Origin of the sequence: Planococcus liqunii (assembly GCF_030413595.1) — a bacterium.
Classification (GTDB): domain Bacteria; phylum Bacillota; class Bacilli; order Bacillales_A; family Planococcaceae; genus Planococcus; species Planococcus liqunii.
The window spans coordinates 1,749,800-1,770,520 of sequence record NZ_CP129238.1 but is presented as its reverse complement, the minus strand read 5'-3'; the positions used below and the strand labels follow the sequence as shown (position 1 = coordinate 1,770,520).

The following is a 20,721-nucleotide window of genomic DNA, read 5'->3' as shown; positions in this document are numbered from 1 at the left end:
ACTTAAATTAAATCGTATTCTTCCGAATTCAAAAACAATTGAATAAGATGATTAAATAAAGCTCGCTGCGCCGGATTCTGCCAATCTTCTTCTACATCCGCCATCAGCCACATTACTTCATCCAGGAAAACATGGTCCAGTGCTTTCGGCCAATTCATTTTCTCCTCATGCGATAAGTTTACGAATTCTCTGTATCCCGCTAAAAACAGGTGCCATTGCTGTTTGGTAAACGGTCGGTCTGGAGCAGAGGCCAGTTCATTATGAAACAACAACAGGACAAGTGCCAAATCAAATATTCGGGGAATCCATCCAGCATTATCCGGATCAATCAAATAAGGTTGAGGGGTATAAACAAGGTTATTCGCTTTAAAATCGTGCGGGCTTGCGACAGAAAACAAGCCGGCTTGCTTCAGTTCGTCTTGTTGCCGGACCGCTTGCAGCAGCCGGACTTCTAATAATGGATTGATTGTTAGTCCGTATGGAGCTGCATGTTGCACAATATGCTGGAAGCTCTCTTTGACTTCATCTTCCGTAAAATCAAATACATCGTATGTATCCAATCCAAATTCATTATCTACTGGGGATAATGAGTGAATTCGTCCAAGCAACCTCCCTGCTTCTGTGATCTCCCAATCCTGCCCGGTATAAGGCACGCCTTGAATAAAAGGATAAACGACATAGGTTTCTTCATCGAACGTCCGTGGATTTTCTGCTTGAATTTTTGCCGGAACAATCACCTCAACGCCTTGTTCGTTTAAAGTGCTTGTATATCTCAATAGACGATGTGCCTTCTCGATTGGATGCTGCGTTTTTTTAACGATAAAGTCGCCTTCAGGCCGTGTCATCCGGTAAACTGGCGAAAACGGATAGATACTGACGGGCTCTTCTTCTCCTTCAAAACCAAATTCCTTGACGATTTCTTTAGCTTTCATTTAATTCTGCCCCTTTCTGTTTACTTTCCTTTATACGGACTGCTTTCATCCTCTATTTAATCCCAATGTATATATGGTTATATTACCAATAATTAGAAAATCTTAAAGCACTTTTTATTTAATTTATAAATAATTTAAAAAGCGTCCGTAAAAGTACAGATATAAAGACAAAGGGAAGAAGAGCTGACTAGTCCCTCTTCTTCCCTTTAGCTTTTTGTTATTAGGATAAATACTACTTCTGATAGGTTATGATATGTAAACTGTTTGTCTATCTATTTATATAAACTATTTCATTTCTCAAAATGAAAAAAGCGCTAAAGTTTTATTAAGATACTTTAATTATTTAATTAATATGGCAGACGAGTGGACTAGTGAAACTTTTTCTCACTGGTACCGTAAATAAAGCATGAACGGCCAGTATTAAATCGGAATTAGATTTGAAATAAATTAACTAAAATATACAAAGGCGAGAGTTACTGTTATTAGAACTAACTTTTTCTGATTGCCAGACCTTTATTTAACAAAATTATTCTCAAACTAATTGCGTTGGAAAGGAGTGGGGAATTTGAAACAATATTATTTTAAAGATGGTCTATACATGGGAAAAGGGAAAGTTCTCCCCGTGGAAAATGAAAAAAAAGAGAGTATCGGCTATATCGAAAAGGAAGATATTTCCGTATTTGAAAAAGGAAGTTCATTTTCATTTACTTTTAATAATGGAACTACAGTTGTAATGGGGATTGAAAAACGAAGCATCAAAAACTTTCTTGTTGCTACATATATTATAAAAATGGAAGGCATTACTTATACCCTTAAAGACAAAGCCGGTAATAGTTTGCTCTACTTTTGTGTTGTAGGTGAAATCGATGGGAAAAATATACGAATTGATGAAAATTGGAGCCAGGAAGTAGAAATTAAAATAGATGGAATACATATCGCTACCATTAAACCAGATGACTTCTCATTTAAAACTAGAATACTTCTCGAAGAGAATTTCGATGAATCATCTACTATTTTTGCCGTTTCGGTATTGATGTACTTTATGTACAAGATTTATAAAAAAGAAGCTGCATTTATTGAGAACCTTATATCTGATGAATAACTCTCCGTATGGATCAGCCTGTTGCTGGACAAGATAAACTATTTTGCACTGCGATAGTCGGATTAATTCGAGAAAAAGGAGCGTTCAATGGAATCTTCAAAATTCAGGATCAGTCGGCTGTTGCTGTACTTTCTCTTCGTAACCTTGTTTCTTTTTATATCAGGAAATACTGGACGATATTTAATCGAAACGCATGGTTTTAGTTGGCAAATTGCGATGCTTTTGCAAGGTGTCATATTTACCGGATTAACGACGATGGTACTTTTTTTGCTGAAACAAAAAAATCCAAGCATCTTTAAAAATATTGGCTTAAGTGGAATAAAGTCATATCCTAAATTGATTATCGGGCTTGTGTTGCCTTTTGCTTTAGTAGTATTAGGAATTCTAACAGCCTATTTCATAGGAGGCATTGAAAATGTCACTATAAACTTATCAGTAAATGTACTTATCGCTATTTTTATTAATTCCGTAATAGCACTTTTATTTGAAGCCTTTCCAGAAGAAGTCTTTATTCGGGGGCTGATCTTTGAAGAGTTGAATAAAAAATATCACTTTATTGTCTCCTTGTTATTACAGCCATTGATATTCATTTGTGTGCCAATTGCAGTGACGGCACTAACATCATTATTTTTAAATGAGTCTTTTGAATTTACGCTAGACTATTTCATATTGCTTTACACCTTTGGAATTGCCTTGCAGCTTTATAGAAAATATACAGGTTCACTATGGATGAGCATGGCTTTTCATATTATTTATCTTGAAGTGACTAGATTTATTTCTATGGGTGGTATATATATTCCAGATATCGCTCTTATGGAGTTTGATGAGTCATTTGAAGGGTTTATGTCATTATACTTATCATTTTTGTTTATAGTGGTAATTAGTGTAATGGTATTAATCATTTTACTGCTAATTGACAAGAGGACTAATAGTGGAAAATAAAAAGTACTTTGCAAAATACATTATAAACTATGGTTTGTCATATTAGATCGAACGGTTAGAAAATAAAAACAGCTCAAGTGGATACAAACAATTAACGAGAATCGACTAAGGATTGTCCTCAACTAAGCCCCTTACATACCATGGGAATATATTGTTACCAAGAGTGATTACTTGGAACAGAAATCGTTATCTTACATCGCTTCGAAATTGAAGCGAAGCAAGAGCACCATTTATTATGAGCTCAAACACTGTCAGCCCTATAACACCTTTACGGCCCAGCTCGACTATGTGTCCAAGCGGGATAACTGCGGCTGTCGGCGACCGATCAATCAAGAAGATGTCGACTATATCCTGTCGAAACTCAAGCTGGGCTGGTCGCTCGAAATATTGGGGACCAATACTGGGAATTGCATAAAACTGTTTCCTGTTATTGTCTTGAACATTTACGGGTTCGCTATACTCGGTCTTTTCTAGTTATTTCAAAAGCTATTGATCTGCAAGCTGTGGAAAAACGAAGTGGAGGCCTGGGGCAATGCTGTACCAATGAGAGTAGCAATGGCCGCATCAGCCGGATAATCCAAAAGGAGACCATGGACTTTCTCTTGATATTCAATCAAATCCCCTCGAAAGTACCGAATTACAATACATCATTTGAGGTATTCATGAATGTCTTGTCTCATTCGACTTGAATTGACAACTATAAAAATGTTCCTATTCTTATGAGTTATAAACTACCAAGTCATTCGTGTTAGATCTCCTAAAATTTTAGTTCTTTATAAACCGTTCGTAAAAGTACGCTTTTACGAACCAAAGGGAGAGAAGAGCTGTTTTTCCAGCATCCTCTCTCCCTCTTTTTTTATCCATGCTTCTTCTGATAAATCATCATATGTAAACCAAAAAGAACCTTATATTTACTTATTTGCTTATTTGCTTATCTATATGCTAGCCACTGTAAAGAATAGAAGCTCTCCTCCCAAATTCCCCTTATTCTCCCTTCAAAAGAAATGTCCGACTCAACTAACACTGTTTTAGAACCGATATTCTTAAGGACATTACATTTATTTTGAAGTAATTTCATATTCCTTAAGATTGTTTCTCTTATTTTGTATAAAAAAATCTATAAATTGATATTTCATATAAAAAAATCTATAATTGAATAAAATCCAATAGAATGAGGGAATTAACCATGGAAGAAATCGAGAAAATATTAGAGAGTTTTGTTCCCATAGCAAAATCCACCGCAAAAATGTTCGGTCCAAACTGTGAAGTGGTGATACACGACTTAACGAATCCTCAAGCATCCGTCATGTTTACCGTAAACAATCACGTTACAGGCAGAGAAGTCGGTCAATCTTTCGATCACCTGGTGAAGACTGTTTTGCAGTCCAAAGACTTTAAAGAAGATCATCTCGCCGGCTATACATTCACCACAGAAGACAAGCGCACGATTCGTTCTTCAACTTCATTGATACGTGATTCTAAGCAAAAAGTGATTGGCGCTTTCTGCATCAATTTTGATGTGGAAGCATTGAATCAGATGCAGCACTTTATGGATGCGTTTCTTTCTCCACCAGTCAATATGCAAGAAAATCGTACTCCTTCCTCAGAAGATGAAATTGAGAATGTTGAAGGAATAGTGGACCAGCTGATTCAGCAGATCATTCAAAACAGTGTTCATCCAGTCATGAAACGCCATGAAAAGATTGAATTAATAAGATTTATGGACGAGAAAGGCATTTTTCTCATGAAAGGGTCGGTTGAGAAAGTCGCCTCTTTACTGGGCATTTCTAAAGTAACGGTTTACAGCTATTTGGACGATATCAAAACTAAATCAAGTTAAGGAGAATGACATGAAAAGTCTTTTTGAAGTAGGAAATTTAAAATCCAACGGCCACTATGCATTGGCCACCATCCACGAGAACACGGTCTACGTATCGGGCCAATTTGCCATCAACCCAGAAACCGGTGAAAAAGAATTTGGCACAATCGAAGAAGAAACATTAAAAGCGCTGAAGAACGTCGAAAAGATCGTGAAAGCAGCCGGAAGTAACAAAGAGCGGATTTTGCGCATGACGCTGTATATACCAGATGTGCAACTCTGGAGTCGAGTGGATGGCGTCTATAAGGCGTTTTTTGGTGAATCCAAACCGGCTCGGACCGTTGTTCCGACCAACGAATTGCACTTTGGTTTTAAAATTGAAGTGGAAGCCATTGCCTATATCTAATTTTTTTATTCATGCCATATAAATAAATCTATTTTATATAAAATATTCTTGAAAGGTTGATAAAAGATGACTCAATTTGTTTGCAATAGCTGCAGTAAAAAATACGATATGACGCCTTCTCTCTGGAGATGTGAATGCGGAGGAGTATTCAATATAGCAAAAGACATCCCTAAAATTGATGTCAGCTCCTGGAACAACTACCCGAATTCGTTGTGGCGTTATTTCGAGACCATGCCCTTCGAAAAAGGTTCCAACAAATGGCAGTCTGTGACAATGGGTGAAGGCCAATCACCTTTAATCGTGTTGGATCCTGCAGAACCGAATGTCTACGTAAAAATCGATTACATGATGCCTACGTTATCCTTTAAAGACCGTGGCGCTGCTGTTTTGATGACAAAGGCAAAAGAGTTGGGCGTCTCGAAAGTGATCGCCGACAGCAGCGGCAATGCAGGAACCGCCATTGCCGCGTATGCAGCCCGCTGTGGGATTCCTTGTGACATTTATTTAAGTGATGAGACTTCACCGAAGAAAGTTGCTCAAGTCAAAGCGCATGGCGCCACCATCAAAGAGATCCGCGGTACACGGGAGGATGTGGCAGCTGCGGCACAGAAAGCTGTGAACGAAGAAAACGTGTTCTATGCCAGCCATGTGTACAATCCCTACTTTTACGAAGGCACGAAAACCTATGCTTATGAAATTTACGAACAATTAAACGCTGCATCTGATGCTTTAATAATTCCGGTTGGCAACGGCACCCTTCTCTTGGGAGCGTATTATGGCTTTAAAGAATTGCTCGAAAATGGCTTAATCGATAAAATGCCAAAGATTGTAGCCATTCAAGCGGACAATTGTGCGCCTCTTTCGAAAGCCTTCCGAACCGGCGAGGAATCAGCAGTGCCTGTTGCCAACACAGGGACTTTAGCAGAAGGTATCGCTATCGCTGCCCCTGCCCGTTCCCAACAGATTTTAGAAGCCGTACGCAATACTGGTGGCACCTTTATTAATATTGAAGAAAACGAAATCTTGAGCGCACGTGCCGCCCTGAGCGACAAAGGATTCTATGTGGAAATAACATCAGCAGTAAACTATGCGGGCTATCTCAAATACAATAAGGCACCCGAAGAAAAAATCATCATCCCTCTTTGCGGTGCAGGGATTAAATCGAAATAAGCTGAAGACAGGCTCGGAAAAAAGAGTGAGGAGCAATAGGATGAAGGATAAGTCGACGATTAAAATCATTGCAACTGGCGGAACTATCGCAGGAGCTGGCAGCTCACGTACCATGACGACAGGCTATAAGCCCGGCGCTCTTCCTATCGAAGAATTACTGACGGCAGTTCCTGATTTGGCAGATGTTGCGAACATACAGTTCGAGCAGCTGTTCAACATTGATAGTGTGGATATGACAACCGAACGGCTTCTGGCATTGGGCACCTATGTGAATGAAACTTTAGCGGATGAAGGAATAGACGGCGTTGTAATCACGCATGGCACAGATACGCTCGAAGAAACGGCTTATTTTTTGCACTTAGTAACCAAAAGCCATAAGCCCGTCGTCATTGTTGGAGCGGTCAGACCCGCAACAGCCATCAGTGCAGAAGGTCCGTTGAACATCTACAATGGCGTGAAAGTCGCATGCAAGGAACAATCATCTGGAAAAGGCGTACTGGTTGTTCTTAACGACCGCATCGGGTCTGCACGGTTTATCACGAAAATGAATACCACCACAGTAGATGCGTTCAATGCCATGGAACAAGGCTACATCGGTTCGATCGTCGGAGGAGAAGTTTACTATTTCTACAAAGATATTGCGCATCTCCATACGACTGAAACCGCCTTCGACTTAAAAATGGCCAATGAGTTGCCCAAGGTATCAATCATCTATGCGCATCAAGGCGACGACCGGTTTTTATATGATGCAGCGGTACAAGCCGGCGCAAAAGGAATCGTCGTAGCCCCACTGGCGGCTATACCCTTTCTGCTCAAGCACAGGCTGGAATTCAAGATGCGTTAACTAGCGGAGTCTCTGTCATACGATCTTCACGGCTCGCTACAGGAATCGTAAGCCGGACTGAGATGGACCATCAACACGGTTATATCGTATCTGGATCATTAAATCCCCCGAAGGCGCGTATTCTTCTGATGCTGGCATTGAGCTTAACAAATGAAAAAAATGAGATTCAAAAGTATTTTCATATCTATTAAGTTTTTAGAGACGCTGTTCATAAAATTGCATTTTTATAGACAAAGAGGGAGAGAAGATGCTAAACAAAGCGCATCTTCTCTCCCTTCTTTTGTATGCAGCTACCGATAACCTCATGATATGTAAACTAGAAGTGGCATTTCTTCGAAATGATATGAAATCGTCTTATTTGTTTCGTTCAATAACCAAGTATTAGTAAAAAAGAAACTGTTAAGGCTTATAAAAGTATGGACCACAGCCTTCTTCATGAGTCAGAACATATGTCCAGGTAAAGTGTTCATCGACGACATAGAAATCTGCACGTAATTCTTCAACAGAGTTAAAGTAGGATGGATTATTTTGGACACTGGTAAAAGTTTTTTCAATAGCAGGGCTATCGGTATGGATGATATCTTCTGCTTTTATTCGATTGGCCTTTTTGATGAACAACGCATCGTCGATATTCGCATAGAACAGATAGCATCCTACCTTCTTTTGCTGATTGAACGCATCGACTGCCACCTGCTCTTTTAGGCACTCAATTTTGTTCCAGCTGAATGCATTCCACATGCACTGCGGAAAAGCGATCTTTCTTTTTTGTGCTTTGCTTAAATCCTTCACAAAAGCATCTTCCCATTGCTGTTCTAACTCGCCTCTCTTGCTCAGCAACAGGTCAGCATCAAAATTCATATCCCGTAACCGCTTTATTTGCATTTGTACTAATTCGTCCAACTGCCTACCCCTTTTCTACATAACCCTTATAATCGTCATCTGGGCGTTCTTTTTAAAATAAATGAGAATTCAATAACCTTTTATTCGAATATACCCAAACACCCTAAAGATAGCTAGCTAATTTTGGAAATGAAAGCGTTCGTAAAAGTACACATTTGCGAACGCCTTAAAATCACCTGAAATCCGCATAAAAAGCGTTCGTAATAGTCTCAGACTACTTTACGAACGTTCACTTTGAGACAATGAACCAAAAGTAGACAAATAGTTTATTGTTCCTTCAAACTTGAACCAAGGAGTGATGACTGTGAACACACGAAAAAGCTATACCTATGAAACCAAGAAGCAGGCGGTAGAACAGTACTTTGAAGGACGATCCGTTAACGAATTAGCCCCCCTCCTGGAGATTCAGAACCCTGCCAATATCCGGCACTGGGCGCGGCTGGTGAAGGAAGCCAAGTCTTTTGAGGTGCTTCGTGAAAAACGCAGAGGGCCACGGGAGTCGGGCAAAGACGCGAAAACAGAATTGGAAATTACCAAAGCTGAATTGGAACGCACGAAGCTTGAAGTGATGTACTTAAAAAAGCTTATTGCGCTCCGAAAGGAGTGAAACCGATCGACCTCGACTTTGTGTTCGTTGAAGAGCACAAGAACCGGTTCCCGATTACAGAGCTCATTGGCATAGTCCAGAACCTGAGCCGCGCGGGCTATTACAAACGGCTGAAAAAAGACCCTGCGCAGTCGCAAACGGAACGGGACCAAGCGCTTTTAAAACAGATGCTTTCGCTCTACGTCACCCATGGTGGGAATTTGGGTCACGAACGGTTTAAGCTGGAGCTCGAGAATGTATACACTCATATCGTCAGTCTCAAACGCATCCGCCGGATGCGGGAAATGTATCGCATGCCGCTCAAGACAGCACGCCGAAAGCCACGTCCTGCCGGAAGCGGCCATGCGGTTATCGATAATCTCCTGAACCGGAACTTCAAGGCCATGCGACCGGGTCTCAAGTTTTCCGTTGATATCAGTTACCTGGAAGTGAAAAAGCCATTCCGGGACTTTATCTACTTATGTGCAATTCTGGATCTATACAATAACGAAATCGTTGCTTACACCATCAGCGACACCCTGGATGTGGATTTTGTCCTGGAGGCCGTTCGTCAGTTGGAAGCACGCGGGTTCGAGAAAGAAGCCCTTCTCCACAGTGATCAGGGCATCCAGTTCACCAGCCATAGCTATCAAGGACTCCTGAAAAAAATGGAACTGACCCAGTCAATGTCCCGTCGGGGCAACTGTTGGGACAATGCGCCGATTGAAAGCTTTTTTGGCAAGCTCAAAACCGAAATGCCCGGTTTCACTGTGCCTGAAACGGCAGCCCAAATGCGCGCAGCAGTAGCCGCCTACATCACGTATTATAACGAGACACGACCGCAACTGAAACTCGGTGCGTCACCGGTTACATACCGCAATTTACAAGCACGGGCCGCTTAAACCGCGCACTTAATCAATAGCCACTTTGAGAAGCGTTTTTAGGCTCGAAGAAATTCGGACGGAAGCGAAATCGGCTCTCCGTCTATAATCGCATATGAGAAAAAACGCCGATAAACTCGTGTCTACTTGACAGGTAGGGAGTCACTTTTCTTTATGAACTTTTACGAACACTTCGTTATCCTTTCGCGTCTATATGCAAGGAGAGTCATACATAAAGTTAACTTTTAATGCTGTTCAAAACTTGTTGGCCTTCAAAATCAAAAATTGCGGTTTTTTCATCAGTCGTGCGTAGCTCTCAGGCGCCAGTTCCTTCATTTTCAAGGTTGGCTTCGGTTCAATCACCTTTTCGATGGAAAAATTGCAAAGCGTGCTATTGAGGATATCGCTGAGCGGCCGTCGGTAAAAGAGGATTTCGTACGTTTTGTCTGATTTCGTCCAGTGGTCGGTCAACAATTCAGTACTGAAGTATTGTGCTTCCGGAAGGAGTTCAATATCCGTCATTGGGTGGTGGACCGAAAACAGCAATTGCCCATCTGGCTTTAAAATGCGCTTAAACTCCTGGAATGTCTTCCCCCAGTCTTTTAGATAATGAAGCGTCAGCGAACTGACAACCAGATCAAACGACTGATCTTCAAAGGGCAAGCCTACCTCCAAATCGTGGCACAGAACTTCTGCCTTCCCCTTCGTCCGCTGCATGACTTCTTTAACCATTTCCGGGCTGAAATCAACCGCTGTCACTTTTGCTCCAGCATTTAATAATTGTTCACTATACCAGCCGGCCGCACATCCCGCATCTAAAACAGTCAACCCAGCTAGATCTGCCGGCATTTGGGCCATCATAGCCGGTCGCTCGTATTCGATGTTATACAGGCTCGAACCGTCTGCCTCATTTGCGTAGTATCCTGCCAGGTGATTGTATACATCCGTTACTTTATCTTTCATCGCGCTTCCTCCTGGCTGTTACAGTTATTGGTAACTCAATTTCTTTCTAGCTTATCTGTAACTCGCGATAGATTCAAGGAAATTCCAGAAAACTCTTGTCCGCTCTTTTTATTTGTATTTGATTAATAGAAAGCAGGAAATTGCATGGCTTTAAGTATAAAACCGATTTCTTCTTCGGACCTTGATCTCTTTGAACAGAAGTCCAAAGCACTTGACCCGAATATTCATAGCTGCGGCACAGTCCGGCCGCACGGAGAACAGGAACTGCGCCAGTCCGAAAAGGATTTTTACATCATCGGCGTGAAAAGCTATGGCTGCACTCCGACTTTCCTGATAGCGACCGGCTATGAACAGGTCCGATTTATTGTTGTGCACTTTTGTGGAGATAGATGCCGCGAAGCACGTAGAGTTGAACGTGCAGGGAACCGGCGTTTGTTCAAGCCGGCCGGTTCGGGTAGTCCTGCTTCAGCTAAAGAAAAGCATAGAAGCACCTTTCCAGCCGGAAGGTGCTTTTTGTACTCTGCAAATAAAATTACTGGTTAATGACTAAATTTTTATAGAATCCATTTCTATCCTCCAAATTAATGGTAAACTATGTAAAATGAATTTCAAAGGAGTGGGATGCAGTTGCTAAAAGTTCTGAGGATTGTGGTGGTTGCGTTCTTTCTAGCTGCTTGCAGCCAAGGTACCGGTTCTGGGAGCTATGCGATGATTGTGGTCGTCAATGATGTCGAGTATAACGGCACTGAAGAACAGATCTCGGGCTATGAAACCGGCCAATTGATCGGCAACATCACCAAAAAAGTATCAGCTTCAACACTTCCAAGCAATTTTCAATCCAATTCTTTCGAGGAAGGCACTAAAATTTATTCCGTTATATATAGCAAAGAGTTCATCATTGCAGAAGATACACAAGGGAACCGGCATTTGCTGCAACAATCGCCTGGACAAAAAGAATGATTGTCTTAAGCTCCAAAACCACAACTGTTGGATTGATGATGAGTATCTAGAAAGCAAATTTAGCCGTTTGGAAATTTCAATGCGTTTTCCGCTGTATATTTAATACAAAAAACACTTAAATCCAGGGCGGAACCCGCGAATTTAAGTGTTTTTTGCTTTTTATAAGCCAGTTCGTATTTATGAGAACCATTCAGCACACAGATTCTTATACTTCGTTTCACTGCCTTAGCGATTTGGGCGTTCCTCACTGCGGTATTCCAGCAAATCGCCCGGCTGGCAGTCAAGCGCTTGGCAGATGGCTTCCAGTGTGGACAGCCGGACCGCTTTGGCTTTGCCGTTTTTCAGGATGGACAAGTTCGCCATCGTAATGCCGACACGTTCTGAAAGTTCGGTAACACTCATTTTTCGTTTTGCGAGCATTACATCAATATTGATGATCATTGCCATTGCTTTCACCTCAGATCAGACGATTAAATCGTTTTCCGCTTTGATGCGGATGGCATCTTGCAGCAGTTTCTGGAGAACTGCCGCAAAGACGGCAATCACCAGTGAAGCGAAAATCACAAACAGACCCATCAGGATGCCCGGCGCGTCGTCCGCTTTCGTCAGCCAGTAAAAGAACGGCAGCTCGAGCACGAACAGGGCGCTGATGATCATCGCGCAGTATTTAATGCGTTTTAATGACTTTACCGCCAATTCCGAGAATGCCTGGTTGCGGTCAATATAACCAAGCAGTTTAAGCGTCTGGTACAACGCGATGAAAAATGGAATCATCGCGGCATACATGCCGATCAACAATGGATACTGCAATTTTTCCAGCTCTGGCGTTGCCCAGTAAGGCGAATTCGGATTAAAGCGCGTCAATCCGTACAAGCAGCCGCCCAGAACCGGAAGCCCCAATAATAGGATGACAATCTTCAAAAAGAGGGTCGAACCGTGTTTCATTATAAGCACCTCGCTTCTTTCTTGTTATTTTGATTTTATCAGCATATTTATCGTTTTGCAATAAAATAATATTGAATTTTACTATAATATTATTGTTTAATTAGAAAAAATACGTTATATCCAAATGAAAAACGCTCTTCCATGCGGAAGAACGTTTCGTCAGTAGTTTTGTTTGTTGGCTGATCAAAGAGATTAACCCAGTGAAAACACCAGCACTGGGACCACGATGAACACCCCGACAGTCAGCCAGACACTGGTTTGCGGATCCATCTGTTTGTCCAAAAATTCAAATCGTCCTTCAAGTGCCCGGCCAGCCACGCGCACCGCCATCCAGATTAACAGGAAAACGGCAAAAGCCAACCAGCGGTTTGAATCCAACAACGGGTCCATAAAGCGGAAATAGACCCCAAAAGCTAAAAGCATGAACAATAAGCTGACAAAAAGTTGATCTTTTCATCCGTTCCCCCCTTTTACGCCTTCCAGCATCGATTATTCATGGCTACTACAACAACTCATTTCAAAAAATCAGTAGCTTTGATTGCTCTATCCAGTATACCAGAAGTTTACAATTAGATGGAATTTAGATTACATAACAATAATATTGTACTTATAAGTGATTGCTTATGAACAAGAAAAAGCGCCTCCCGGCAAGGAGGCGCTTTTGTTTTGCTATTCTTTTTTCTCTAATCGGTAGACGGTCACCGGCGTGCCATCGGTTCCTTCATCAAGGACGAATGATCCGTTCGAATAACGGTCAACCGGTTTTAAGTTGTTGACAGCAAGCGTTAAACGCACGCCTTTTGCCGTTTCAATCAGGATTTCTTCGCCTCTGCCCAAGGTGCCGACAACGGCCACCACACGGTGAGGATTGGCTTTCAATTCACGCAGCATCACCACGCCGCGCTTTGCCCTTCCGCCTGTTTCAAATTCCTGCAGCTTCATCTTCTTAGCAGCTCCTCGGTTCGTTACCAGAACCAGTTCCTGCTTTTCTTCTGCATCCAGCATGATTGCGGACACTGCAAAATCATTGTCTTTCAAATTCACACCTTTGACGCCCGCTGTCCGGAGTCCAGTAATCGGCACTTCGTCTAACGGGAAACGTACGCCGTATGCTTGGTTCGTGGCGATAAACAGTTCGGTTTCATCGGTCACGAGCCCGGCAAAGATCATTGAATCGCCTTTTTTCAGGTTCATCGTCTTGATCGTGCGGGAATAGCGCTGGACGTGGTAGTCCTGAAGCGCTGAACGTTTGACCATGCCCAGCTTCGAAACCGTCAGGATGCTGGCGTCCGCCTCAAAGTTTTCAAACGGATAAACCGACAGGATCGATTCGTTCGGTTCGAGCTGGACGATGCTCGATAAGTGCTGGCCAAGGTCTTTCCACTTGATGTCCGGCAGTTCGTTGACCGGCTGGTAGACGAAGTTGCCGTTTGACGTGAACAACAGAATGGTGTTCTGCGTATTCAAATTGCCTTCATACAGCAGGTGATCGCTGTCTTTCATCGCAAAGCCTTGGCCGTTTGATGCCGCATGCGAACGCGGGCTGGTACGCTTCACATAGCCTTCTTTAGTTACAGTCACGATGACGTCTTCACTTGGAATCATCACTTCACGGGTAATCGTGATTTCCTGGATTTTCTCTTCGATGACGGAACGGCGCGGTTCTGAAAACTGCTTACGGACAGCCGACAATTCTTTTTTGATGACGTTTTTCAGTTTTGTGGCACTGGTTAAAATGCCCGTCAGTTCATCGATTGTTTTCTTCAAGGAAGCTGCCTCGTTTTGCAGATCCGTAATATCGGTATTCGTTAAGCGGTATAGCTGAAGGGAAACAATCGCTTCTGCCTGCGCTTCGGAAAACTCAAATGAAGAAATCAAATTGTTTTTCGCATCCCGCTTGTCTTTCGATGCCCGGATCGTCTTGATCACTTTATCAAGAATCGACAAAGCTTTCATCAAACCGTCGACGATATGCATGCGGTCCTTCGCTTTTTGCAGATCGTATTCTGAACGCTTTGTCACGATTTCCTTGCGGTGGTCGATATAGGCGTCAAGCATCGACTGCAAGGTCATCATCGTCGGACGGCGTTTGTAGATCGCGACCATGTTGAAGTTATAGCTCACTTGCAGGTCGGTATTTTTGTACAGATAGTTCAAAATGCCATTTGCATCGACGTCTTTTTTCAGTTCGATGACAATGCGCAGGCCGGTTCTGTCCGACTCGTCGCGCACTTCCGAAATGCCTTCCAGTTTGCGGTCAAAGCGGTGGTCATCAATTTTTTTGATCATGTTCGCTTTGTTCACTTCAAACGGAATTTCGGTAATGACGATTTGTTCTTTTCCGCCTTTTAACGGCTCGACATCCGCTTTTGAGCGGACGACAATTTTGCCGCGGCCGGTTTCATATGCTTTTTTGATGCCGTCGACGCCTTGGATGATGCCGCCGGTCGGGAAATCGGGGCCTTGGATCACCGTCATCAATTCATCGACTGTCGCGTTGGGCTTGTCCATGCGCATCAGGACTGCATCAAGCACTTCATGCAGTGCATGCGGCGGGATATCCGTAGCGTAACCGGCAGAAATCCCGGTCGACCCGTTCACCAGCAGGTTCGGGAAGCTTGCCGGAAGTACCGTCGGCTCCATATCGGAGTCGTCAAAGTTCGGGATGAATTCCACGGTGCGTTTGTCGATATCACGCAGCAATTCCCCTGAAATCGCCGATAAGCGCGCTTCCGTGTAACGCATTGCAGCCGGCGAATCGCCGTCCATCGAACCGTTGTTGCCGTGCATTTCAACGAGCATATGGCGGATTTTCCAATCCTGGCTCAGCCGCACCATCGCTTCGTAAACAGAAGTGTCTCCGTGCGGGTGGTAGTTGCCGATGACGTTCCCGACCGTTTTGGCCGATTTCCGGAACGCTTTGTCATTCGTGTTGCCTTCTTTGTACATGGCATACAAAATCCGGCGCTGTACAGGTTTCAGCCCGTCCCGCGCGTCCGGCAATGCCCGGTCCTGGATGATGTACTTACTGTAACGCCCAAACCGATCGCCGATGACTTCTTCTAAGGGCAGATCTTGAAAACGTTCGGTTTGTGTCATACAACTTCCTCCTCAGCATGTATCAAATCATTTTCTAAAATATTGGCGTCGTCTTCCATTCCGAAATCGACGTTGTTTTCAATCCACTTGCGGCGCGGTTCTACTTTATCGCCCATGAGTGTCGTAATTCTTCTTTCAGCCCGTGCACCGTCTTCGATCGTCACGCGGATCAAGGTCCGGGTTTCCGGATTCATCGTCGTTTCCCACAATTGGTCGGCGTTCATCTCGCCTAGCCCTTTATAGCGCTGCAGCATATAGCCTTTTCCGACTTTTTTCGTCGACGCTTCCAGGTCCGCTTCCGTCCAGGCGTAATCGACGACTTCTTTTTTGCCGACGCCTTTGGATACTTTGTAGAGCGGCGGCAAGGCAATAAACACTTTCCCCGCTTCGATCAACGGCTTCATGTAGCGGTAGAAGAACGTCAGCAGCAGCACCTGGATGTGGGCGCCGTCCGTATCGGCATCGGTCATGATGATGATTTTGTTGTAGGCAATGTCTTCAATCGAGAAATCGCTCGATACGCCGCCGCCGATAGCGTGGATGATTGTCGAGATTTCCTCGTTTTTCATGATCTCTTCCAGCTTCGCTTTTTCGGTATTGACGACTTTCCCCCGAAGCGGCAAAATCGCCTGGAATGTGCGGTCCCGGCCTTGTTTGGCAGAACCTCCGGCAGAGTCACCCTCCACTAGATACAATTCGTTTTTGGACGCATTCCGCGACTGGGCCGGCGTCAATTTGCCGGACAGCAGCACATCCGACTTTTTGCGCTTTTTGCCGTTTCGGGCATCTTCCCGTGCTTTTCGGGCTGCGAGGCGCGCCTGGGAGGCACGGATGGCTTTACGGACAAGCGACGCACTGAGGTCGGCGTTTTCCTCTAAAAAGTACATCAGTTTCTGGGAAACAATCGCATCAACCGTGCTTCTCGCTTCGCTTGTGCCGAGCTTGCTTTTCGTCTGGCCTTCAAACTGCAAAAGGCCTTCCGGTATCCGGACCGATACGATGGCCGCAAGCCCCTCGCGGATGTCCGATCCTTCCAGGTTTTTGTCTTTGTCTTTCAACAAATTGATCTTTCGTGCGTAATCGTTGAAGACACGCGTCATTGCGGCTTTCGCGCCGGTTTCGTGCGTCCCGCCGTCACGCGTGCGGACGTTGTTGACAAACGATAGGATCGTTTCGGAATAGCCGTCGTTAAACTGGAACGCAAACTCCACTTCCATGTCGTCCTGTTCCCCTTCGATATAGGCAACCGGATGCAACACGTCTTTTTCTTCGTTCAAATAAGCGGCAAACGCTTCAATGCCCGTTTCAAAAAAGAAGGTTTCTTCAGTTTCCGTGCGTTTGTCGATCAGTTCGATTTTCAGGCCTTTCAGCAAGAACGCTGATTCACACAGCCGTTCGCTGAGCGTTTCGTAATTGTATTTGGTGGTTGAGAAAATCGATTCGTCCGGCAAGAAATGGATCGTTGTGCCGGTTTCTTTGGTCGATCCGATTTCTTCGAGCGTCGTGACCGCTTTGCCGCCGTTTTCAAACCGTTGGCGGTATTTTTTGCCGTCCCGGTAAATCGTCACTTCCAGGAATTTCGACAACGCGTTGACAACGGACGCCCCAACTCCGTGGAGGCCTCCGCTCGTTTTATAGCCGCCCTGGCCGAATTTCCCGCCGGCATGAAGCACAGTCAAGATGACTTCAGGCGTCGGTTTTCCGCTTCGGTGCATGCCGGTCGGCATTCCGCGTCCGTAGTCCCGGACGCTGATGCTGTTATCTTCATGGATCGTTACGGTAATTCTATCTCCAAATCCGGCGAGTGCTTCATCGACAGAGTTATCAACAATTTCATAGACCAAATGGTGAAGCCCTCTGGTGTCGGTCGAACCAATATACATACCCGGGCGTTTTCTAACGGCATCTAGGCCTTCGAGTACTTGAATCGCTTCTTCGTTGTATGCCGTATTTTTAGTTTTTGCCATTAAGTTCCCTCCAACAAACATCTGTTCGTACTTTCTTCTCTTTTAATCGTATCGGTAACCCGGCCATCTGTCAATTATCATAGAAAAAAGAGCGCAGAGCGCCCTTCTGCCTAAATCGGATTTACTGCCGGTTGGCCAGCCATTGGAATTATTGATTATGCTGGCTGCCCTTTTCCACTACTTCAGGATGGCGTGTTCCACTTTGATGCAGCGGTCCATAATTACGGTGTAGCCGGCATCCGCCAATTCATTGAAAACGTCTTCATCTACCACATTCAACTGCGTCCAAAACACAGGGCAATCGATCCCGACAAACTCTTTTGCGAGCTCCGGCAAAAATTCACTGCGTCTGAAGACGTTGACGATGTCGACCGGATGCGGGATATCAGCGAGCGTCGCATAACTTTTCTCCCCCAGCACTTCGTCGGCAACGGGGTTGACCGGAATGATGCGGTAACCCGCTTTTTGCATCGCTTCAGATACCATATAAGAAGTCCGGTTCGGATTCGGGCTTAGGCCCACGACTGCGATAGTTTTTGCAGTATCGAGGATTTTCTTGATTTCTTCACGGCTTGGATTGTTCATGAGAATCACCTGTCCTTTTATTCTATCATACCTTATTTGAGGGAGTCAGGTGAACAATCAGAGACATATTGTTCAAAGAACTCGCTTCGTGTTAAACTAAAAACGTAAAGTGAAATGGCATTCCGTGGGCGATCCAGCCCAACCGGCAGTCCCTCGCTTGGGTTTTAATGGCCGTTTTTTGGCTGTTGATGCAGGATAAATAGTATGGTTCAAAGGAGTTCAAAATGGATATATTGCTTCCAGTACTTTTAGCTTATTTGCTTGGCTCAATTCCTTCCGCATTGTGGATTGGAAAAATCTTTTACAACACAGATATCCGGACCAAAGGAAGCGGCAACCTCGGCGCGACCAACACGTTCCGGACCTTAGGCGCCAAAGCGGGGATCGTCGTGACCGTACTGGATATTTTAAAAGGGACAGCAGCCACCTTGATCCCGCTTTATATCGACACCAATATCCACCCGCTGATCTTCGGGGTGATTGCTGTCGTTGGCCACATGTTCCCGGTTTTCGCGAAATTCAAAGGCGGCAAAGCCGTAGCGACTTCCGGCGGCATCCTGCTGGGGTACCAATGGCCGCTTTTCCTGGTAGCGGTGGCGGTCCTATTGATCACCTTGAAAATCACCAAGATGGTTTCGCTGTCCTCCATCATTTTGGCGGTTGTAGCCGTCATCTACACCACCATTTATGCAATCAATACAGGCGACTACTTGTTCCTGGCAGTCATCATTGTTTTGGCAACATTCATCATTTACCGTCACCGGGCGAATATTGGCAGAATCAAGGCAGGAACCGAACCGAAAATCAAATGGTAATGTCTACGAAAGGGCGTGCATGGAGTGAAAATCGACATCAGTGAAGATGCGTTCAAGTGGTTTCATGAAGAAATGGAAGTCGAAGCAGGAGAAGCGGTCCGGTTTTACGTCCGCTATGGCGGTTCGAGCAAACTTCAGCCCGGCTTCTCGCTCGGCGTGACAAAAGATGTCCCATCAGAAGCCACAGTGGTACTTGAACACGACGGCGTCACTTATTATGTGGAACAAACCGATGTCTGGTATTTTGATGGACACGATTTGCACGTTACCGTAAACGATGAATTAAAGGAATTGGACTATTCCTACGAAAAGGAAAGTGCCTAACTGAAAAAGATCGACCTGCACTGCTTCGGCAGTGTTTTTTTATCGGCATTATTGTCATTTGACAGAAAGAAACTTCTCATGGAAAGAAGGAATTGGATATGCGGTTTCGCCAGAAAGAATTCAACGAGTCGTTAAAGCAGGAAATCCATCGCAAGGAAATGGAACTTACTCGCTATGTGGAAAGCTGGCTTCCCCGCTTTCAAGGTTTGTTCCTGCAGGAATACAAAGTGCTCGATGCCGGAGTTGAAAAAGACGGCACCGATCCTTTCCAGCCTGGATACCGTTCTTCGCTTGTCGTCAGCATTTGCGATGACCACGGGGAACTCATTGATTTGCATAACATCCCCATTTGGACATGTGAGCGGCTCTTTTTAGGTTTGCCTGTAACTCAGAACCTCCCCGGCAGCCGGCTGGTCGGAGACTTGCTGGATGAAAATTTACAGGACATTCAACAAGAGCTGCAAGCGTACATCGAAGATTTCATCGATTTGTAGTCCTTCTGGTTTTCTTCGTAAAAAAACTGCGGACAGCTTGTGCGCTGCCCGCAGTCTAAAAAGAAAGGTAATCCTCTAATACAGGTCGAACCGCCGTAGATGTTCCGCCTGTCCTTCTGCCAACAAAATGCGGCGCTGATGCTCTCCGAACAAATCAAAATGCGGGTAGTTGCCCCGCAGATCCATCCACTCACGCTTCAAGCCGTATTGTTTTCCCCATTCTTCCAGCTTATCCAGGTCGCTACAGCCCACTTTTGTGACCGTTGCACAACCCGGAAAACGCTCATCGATCCAGTAATGCGTCAAAAATGCGATTTGGCCCGCCTCGACATTGTGTTTCCAGCGGTTCAGTTCCTCTCGCTTAACTCCGAACGCCATCAGTGGCCTGCTTTTTGATTTCTTCGTATTTCTCGTGCCATTCCGGATAGATTTTCTTCAATGATACCGGGCGGAACGAATCTTTTTTAACTACCACGTGTTCAGAAGTTGCGGTTGCGGCAATCGTTCCGTCTTCGTGCAGTATTTCGTAGCCGTACGTGGTGCGCAGGCGTCCGTGGTCTTCCACCCACGTACGCACCGTCGCTTTTTGGCCGTAGCGCATGGCCGCTTTGTACTGGATCGAAATATCGGTCACCGGTGACAGGTAGCCTTCACTTTCCATCCCGGCATAAGTAAAGCCCAGGTCTTCAATCAATTGCGTCCGGCCGATTTCCAGCCAGATAATATAGTTCGCGTGGTACACCACGCCCATTTGATCGGTTTCCGCGTAGCGGATTTCGATTTCTTTGTCGCTTATATGCATGTTCTCTTTCACCTCTATGTAAGTATACAGAAAATCGTTCGATAAATAAAAAATAAGGCTGCCCGAGGGCAGCCTTATTTGAGTGTAAGGAATTGACTTGCTCAGATTCACACGTCCTGATTCAGGGGACGTCTGATCTTTTTTTACTTCGCAGTTTCCGCTTTTCTTGTCCAGCTGCAGCGTCC

At 44.5% G+C, this 20,721-nt stretch carries 25 protein-coding genes and 1 pseudogene; 15 read left to right on the top strand and 11 right to left on the bottom strand.

Translation table 11 applies throughout. The features are described from left to right. Positions 1–2: 2 nt before the first annotated feature. A complete protein-coding gene (locus QWY22_RS08950; RefSeq protein WP_300984070.1) occupies positions 3–932 on the bottom strand; it encodes a phosphotransferase enzyme family protein in 930 nt (309 codons plus the stop codon). A 565-nt stretch (positions 933–1,497) separates the two neighbouring features. Between QWY22_RS08950 and QWY22_RS08945 the strand changes: the two genes are divergently transcribed. The 8 genes from QWY22_RS08945 to QWY22_RS19575 all read left to right on the top strand — a co-directional run bounded on the left by QWY22_RS08945 (position 1,498) and on the right by QWY22_RS19575 (position 7,406). Continuing rightward, positions 1,498–2,034 carry a hypothetical protein gene (locus tag QWY22_RS08945; RefSeq protein WP_300984069.1) on the top strand — a complete coding sequence of 179 codons (537 nt, stop codon included), beginning with the start codon at positions 1,498–1,500 and terminating at the stop codon, positions 2,032–2,034. 87 nt (positions 2,035–2,121) lie between these two features. Beyond that, positions 2,122–2,976: a CPBP family intramembrane glutamic endopeptidase gene (locus QWY22_RS08940; RefSeq protein WP_300984068.1), complete on the top strand. Its 855-nt coding sequence runs from the start codon at positions 2,122–2,124 to the stop codon at positions 2,974–2,976. Positions 2,977–3,147: 171 nt separating this feature from the next. Then, complete coding sequence (locus QWY22_RS08935; protein WP_300984067.1) at positions 3,148–3,450, top strand: helix-turn-helix domain-containing protein; 303 nt, start codon at positions 3,148–3,150, stop codon at positions 3,448–3,450. A 712-nt stretch (positions 3,451–4,162) separates the two neighbouring features. Then, positions 4,163–4,816, top strand: coding sequence for a helix-turn-helix transcriptional regulator (locus QWY22_RS08930; RefSeq protein WP_300984066.1), 654 nt, complete (start codon positions 4,163–4,165; stop codon positions 4,814–4,816). 10 nt (positions 4,817–4,826) lie between these two features. Beyond that, positions 4,827–5,201, top strand: a complete 375-nt coding sequence (locus QWY22_RS08925) for a RidA family protein (protein ID WP_300984065.1) — start codon at positions 4,827–4,829, stop codon at positions 5,199–5,201. A gap of 66 nt (positions 5,202–5,267) precedes the next feature. Further along, positions 5,268–6,371, top strand: a complete 1,104-nt coding sequence (locus tag QWY22_RS08920) for a threonine synthase (RefSeq protein ID WP_300984064.1) — start codon at positions 5,268–5,270, stop codon at positions 6,369–6,371. Between the two features lie 40 nt (positions 6,372–6,411). Next, entirely contained in the window at positions 6,412–7,215 is an 804-nt protein-coding gene (locus tag QWY22_RS08915; protein ID WP_300984062.1) for a type II asparaginase, read from the top strand. After that, entirely contained in the window at positions 7,200–7,406 is a 207-nt protein-coding gene (locus QWY22_RS19575) for a hypothetical protein (RefSeq protein WP_367281304.1), read from the top strand. The genes QWY22_RS08915 and QWY22_RS19575 overlap by 16 nt, the downstream gene beginning before the upstream one ends. Positions 7,407–7,614: 208 nt before the next feature. Here the strand turns inward: QWY22_RS19575 and QWY22_RS08910 are convergent, their stop codons facing one another. Beyond that, positions 7,615–8,115, bottom strand: a complete 501-nt coding sequence (locus QWY22_RS08910) for a DUF4275 family protein (RefSeq protein WP_300984060.1) — start codon at positions 8,113–8,115, stop codon at positions 7,615–7,617. A gap of 304 nt (positions 8,116–8,419) precedes the next feature. Between QWY22_RS08910 and QWY22_RS08905 the strand changes: the two genes are divergently transcribed. Continuing rightward, positions 8,420–8,722, top strand: coding sequence for a transposase (locus QWY22_RS08905; RefSeq protein WP_300982078.1), 303 nt, complete (start codon positions 8,420–8,422; stop codon positions 8,720–8,722). Next, entirely contained in the window at positions 8,719–9,603 is an 885-nt protein-coding gene (locus tag QWY22_RS08900) for an IS3 family transposase (protein ID WP_300982077.1), read from the top strand. The genes QWY22_RS08905 and QWY22_RS08900 overlap by 4 nt, the downstream gene beginning before the upstream one ends. A gap of 234 nt (positions 9,604–9,837) precedes the next feature. On the opposite strand, the gene QWY22_RS08895 is transcribed toward QWY22_RS08900, so the two are convergent. After that, positions 9,838–10,545: a class I SAM-dependent methyltransferase gene (locus QWY22_RS08895; protein WP_300984059.1), complete on the bottom strand. Its 708-nt coding sequence runs from the start codon at positions 10,543–10,545 to the stop codon at positions 9,838–9,840. Between the two features lie 210 nt (positions 10,546–10,755). Between QWY22_RS08895 and QWY22_RS08890 the strand changes: the two are divergent. Together QWY22_RS08890 and QWY22_RS08885 are read left to right on the top strand one after the other, a co-directional pair. After that, positions 10,756–11,095 (top strand): annotated as a pseudogene (locus QWY22_RS08890) (hypothetical protein); the annotation flags it as partial. Positions 11,096–11,172: 77 nt separating this feature from the next. Further along, complete coding sequence (locus tag QWY22_RS08885; protein ID WP_300984058.1) at positions 11,173–11,505, top strand: hypothetical protein; 333 nt, start codon at positions 11,173–11,175, stop codon at positions 11,503–11,505. Positions 11,506–11,730: 225 nt separating this feature from the next. Here the strand turns inward: QWY22_RS08885 and QWY22_RS08880 are convergent, their stop codons facing one another. The 6 genes from QWY22_RS08880 to QWY22_RS08855 all read right to left on the bottom strand — a co-directional run bounded on the left by QWY22_RS08880 (position 11,731) and on the right by QWY22_RS08855 (position 18,101). Next, a complete protein-coding gene (locus QWY22_RS08880; protein WP_300984057.1) occupies positions 11,731–11,952 on the bottom strand; it encodes a helix-turn-helix domain-containing protein in 222 nt (73 codons plus the stop codon). Between the two features lie 15 nt (positions 11,953–11,967). Next, positions 11,968–12,450, bottom strand: coding sequence for a DUF2975 domain-containing protein (locus tag QWY22_RS08875; RefSeq protein ID WP_300984056.1), 483 nt, complete (start codon positions 12,448–12,450; stop codon positions 11,968–11,970). 192 nt (positions 12,451–12,642) lie between these two features. Beyond that, positions 12,643–12,840 carry a hypothetical protein gene (locus QWY22_RS08870; protein ID WP_300984055.1) on the bottom strand — a complete coding sequence of 66 codons (198 nt, stop codon included), beginning with the start codon at positions 12,838–12,840 and terminating at the stop codon, positions 12,643–12,645. Between the two features lie 279 nt (positions 12,841–13,119). Beyond that, the gene (gene parC, locus QWY22_RS08865) at positions 13,120–15,549 is read right to left on the bottom strand and encodes a DNA topoisomerase IV subunit A (RefSeq protein WP_300984054.1); all 2,430 of its coding nucleotides are present in this window, start codon (positions 15,547–15,549) and stop codon (positions 13,120–13,122) included. Further along, positions 15,546–17,516 (bottom strand): DNA topoisomerase IV subunit B, encoded by a 1,971-nt coding sequence (gene parE, locus QWY22_RS08860; protein WP_300984053.1) that lies wholly within the window; start codon positions 17,514–17,516, stop codon positions 15,546–15,548. Before parE ends, parC begins: the two co-directional genes overlap by 4 nt. Before the next feature lie 177 nt (positions 17,517–17,693). Further along, complete coding sequence (locus tag QWY22_RS08855) at positions 17,694–18,101, bottom strand: CoA-binding protein (RefSeq protein ID WP_263427823.1); 408 nt, start codon at positions 18,099–18,101, stop codon at positions 17,694–17,696. Between the two features lie 224 nt (positions 18,102–18,325). On the opposite strand from QWY22_RS08855, the gene plsY reads away from it, so the two are divergent. The 3 genes from plsY to QWY22_RS08840 all read left to right on the top strand — a co-directional run bounded on the left by plsY (position 18,326) and on the right by QWY22_RS08840 (position 19,734). Further along, positions 18,326–18,916: a glycerol-3-phosphate 1-O-acyltransferase PlsY gene (gene plsY, locus QWY22_RS08850; RefSeq protein WP_300984051.1), complete on the top strand. Its 591-nt coding sequence runs from the start codon at positions 18,326–18,328 to the stop codon at positions 18,914–18,916. 24 nt (positions 18,917–18,940) lie between these two features. Further along, positions 18,941–19,240 carry a HesB/YadR/YfhF family protein gene (locus tag QWY22_RS08845; RefSeq protein ID WP_300984049.1) on the top strand — a complete coding sequence of 100 codons (300 nt, stop codon included), beginning with the start codon at positions 18,941–18,943 and terminating at the stop codon, positions 19,238–19,240. Positions 19,241–19,338: 98 nt separating this feature from the next. Further along, positions 19,339–19,734, top strand: a complete 396-nt coding sequence (locus tag QWY22_RS08840) for a hypothetical protein (RefSeq protein ID WP_300984047.1) — start codon at positions 19,339–19,341, stop codon at positions 19,732–19,734. Between the two features lie 75 nt (positions 19,735–19,809). On the opposite strand, the gene QWY22_RS08835 is transcribed toward QWY22_RS08840, so the two are convergent. Then, entirely contained in the window at positions 19,810–20,112 is a 303-nt protein-coding gene (locus QWY22_RS08835; RefSeq protein ID WP_300984046.1) for a hypothetical protein, read from the bottom strand. Then, positions 20,096–20,536: an acyl-CoA thioesterase gene (locus QWY22_RS08830; protein WP_036809127.1), complete on the bottom strand. Its 441-nt coding sequence runs from the start codon at positions 20,534–20,536 to the stop codon at positions 20,096–20,098. The genes QWY22_RS08835 and QWY22_RS08830 overlap by 17 nt, the downstream gene beginning before the upstream one ends. Positions 20,537–20,721: the final 185 nt, after the last annotated feature.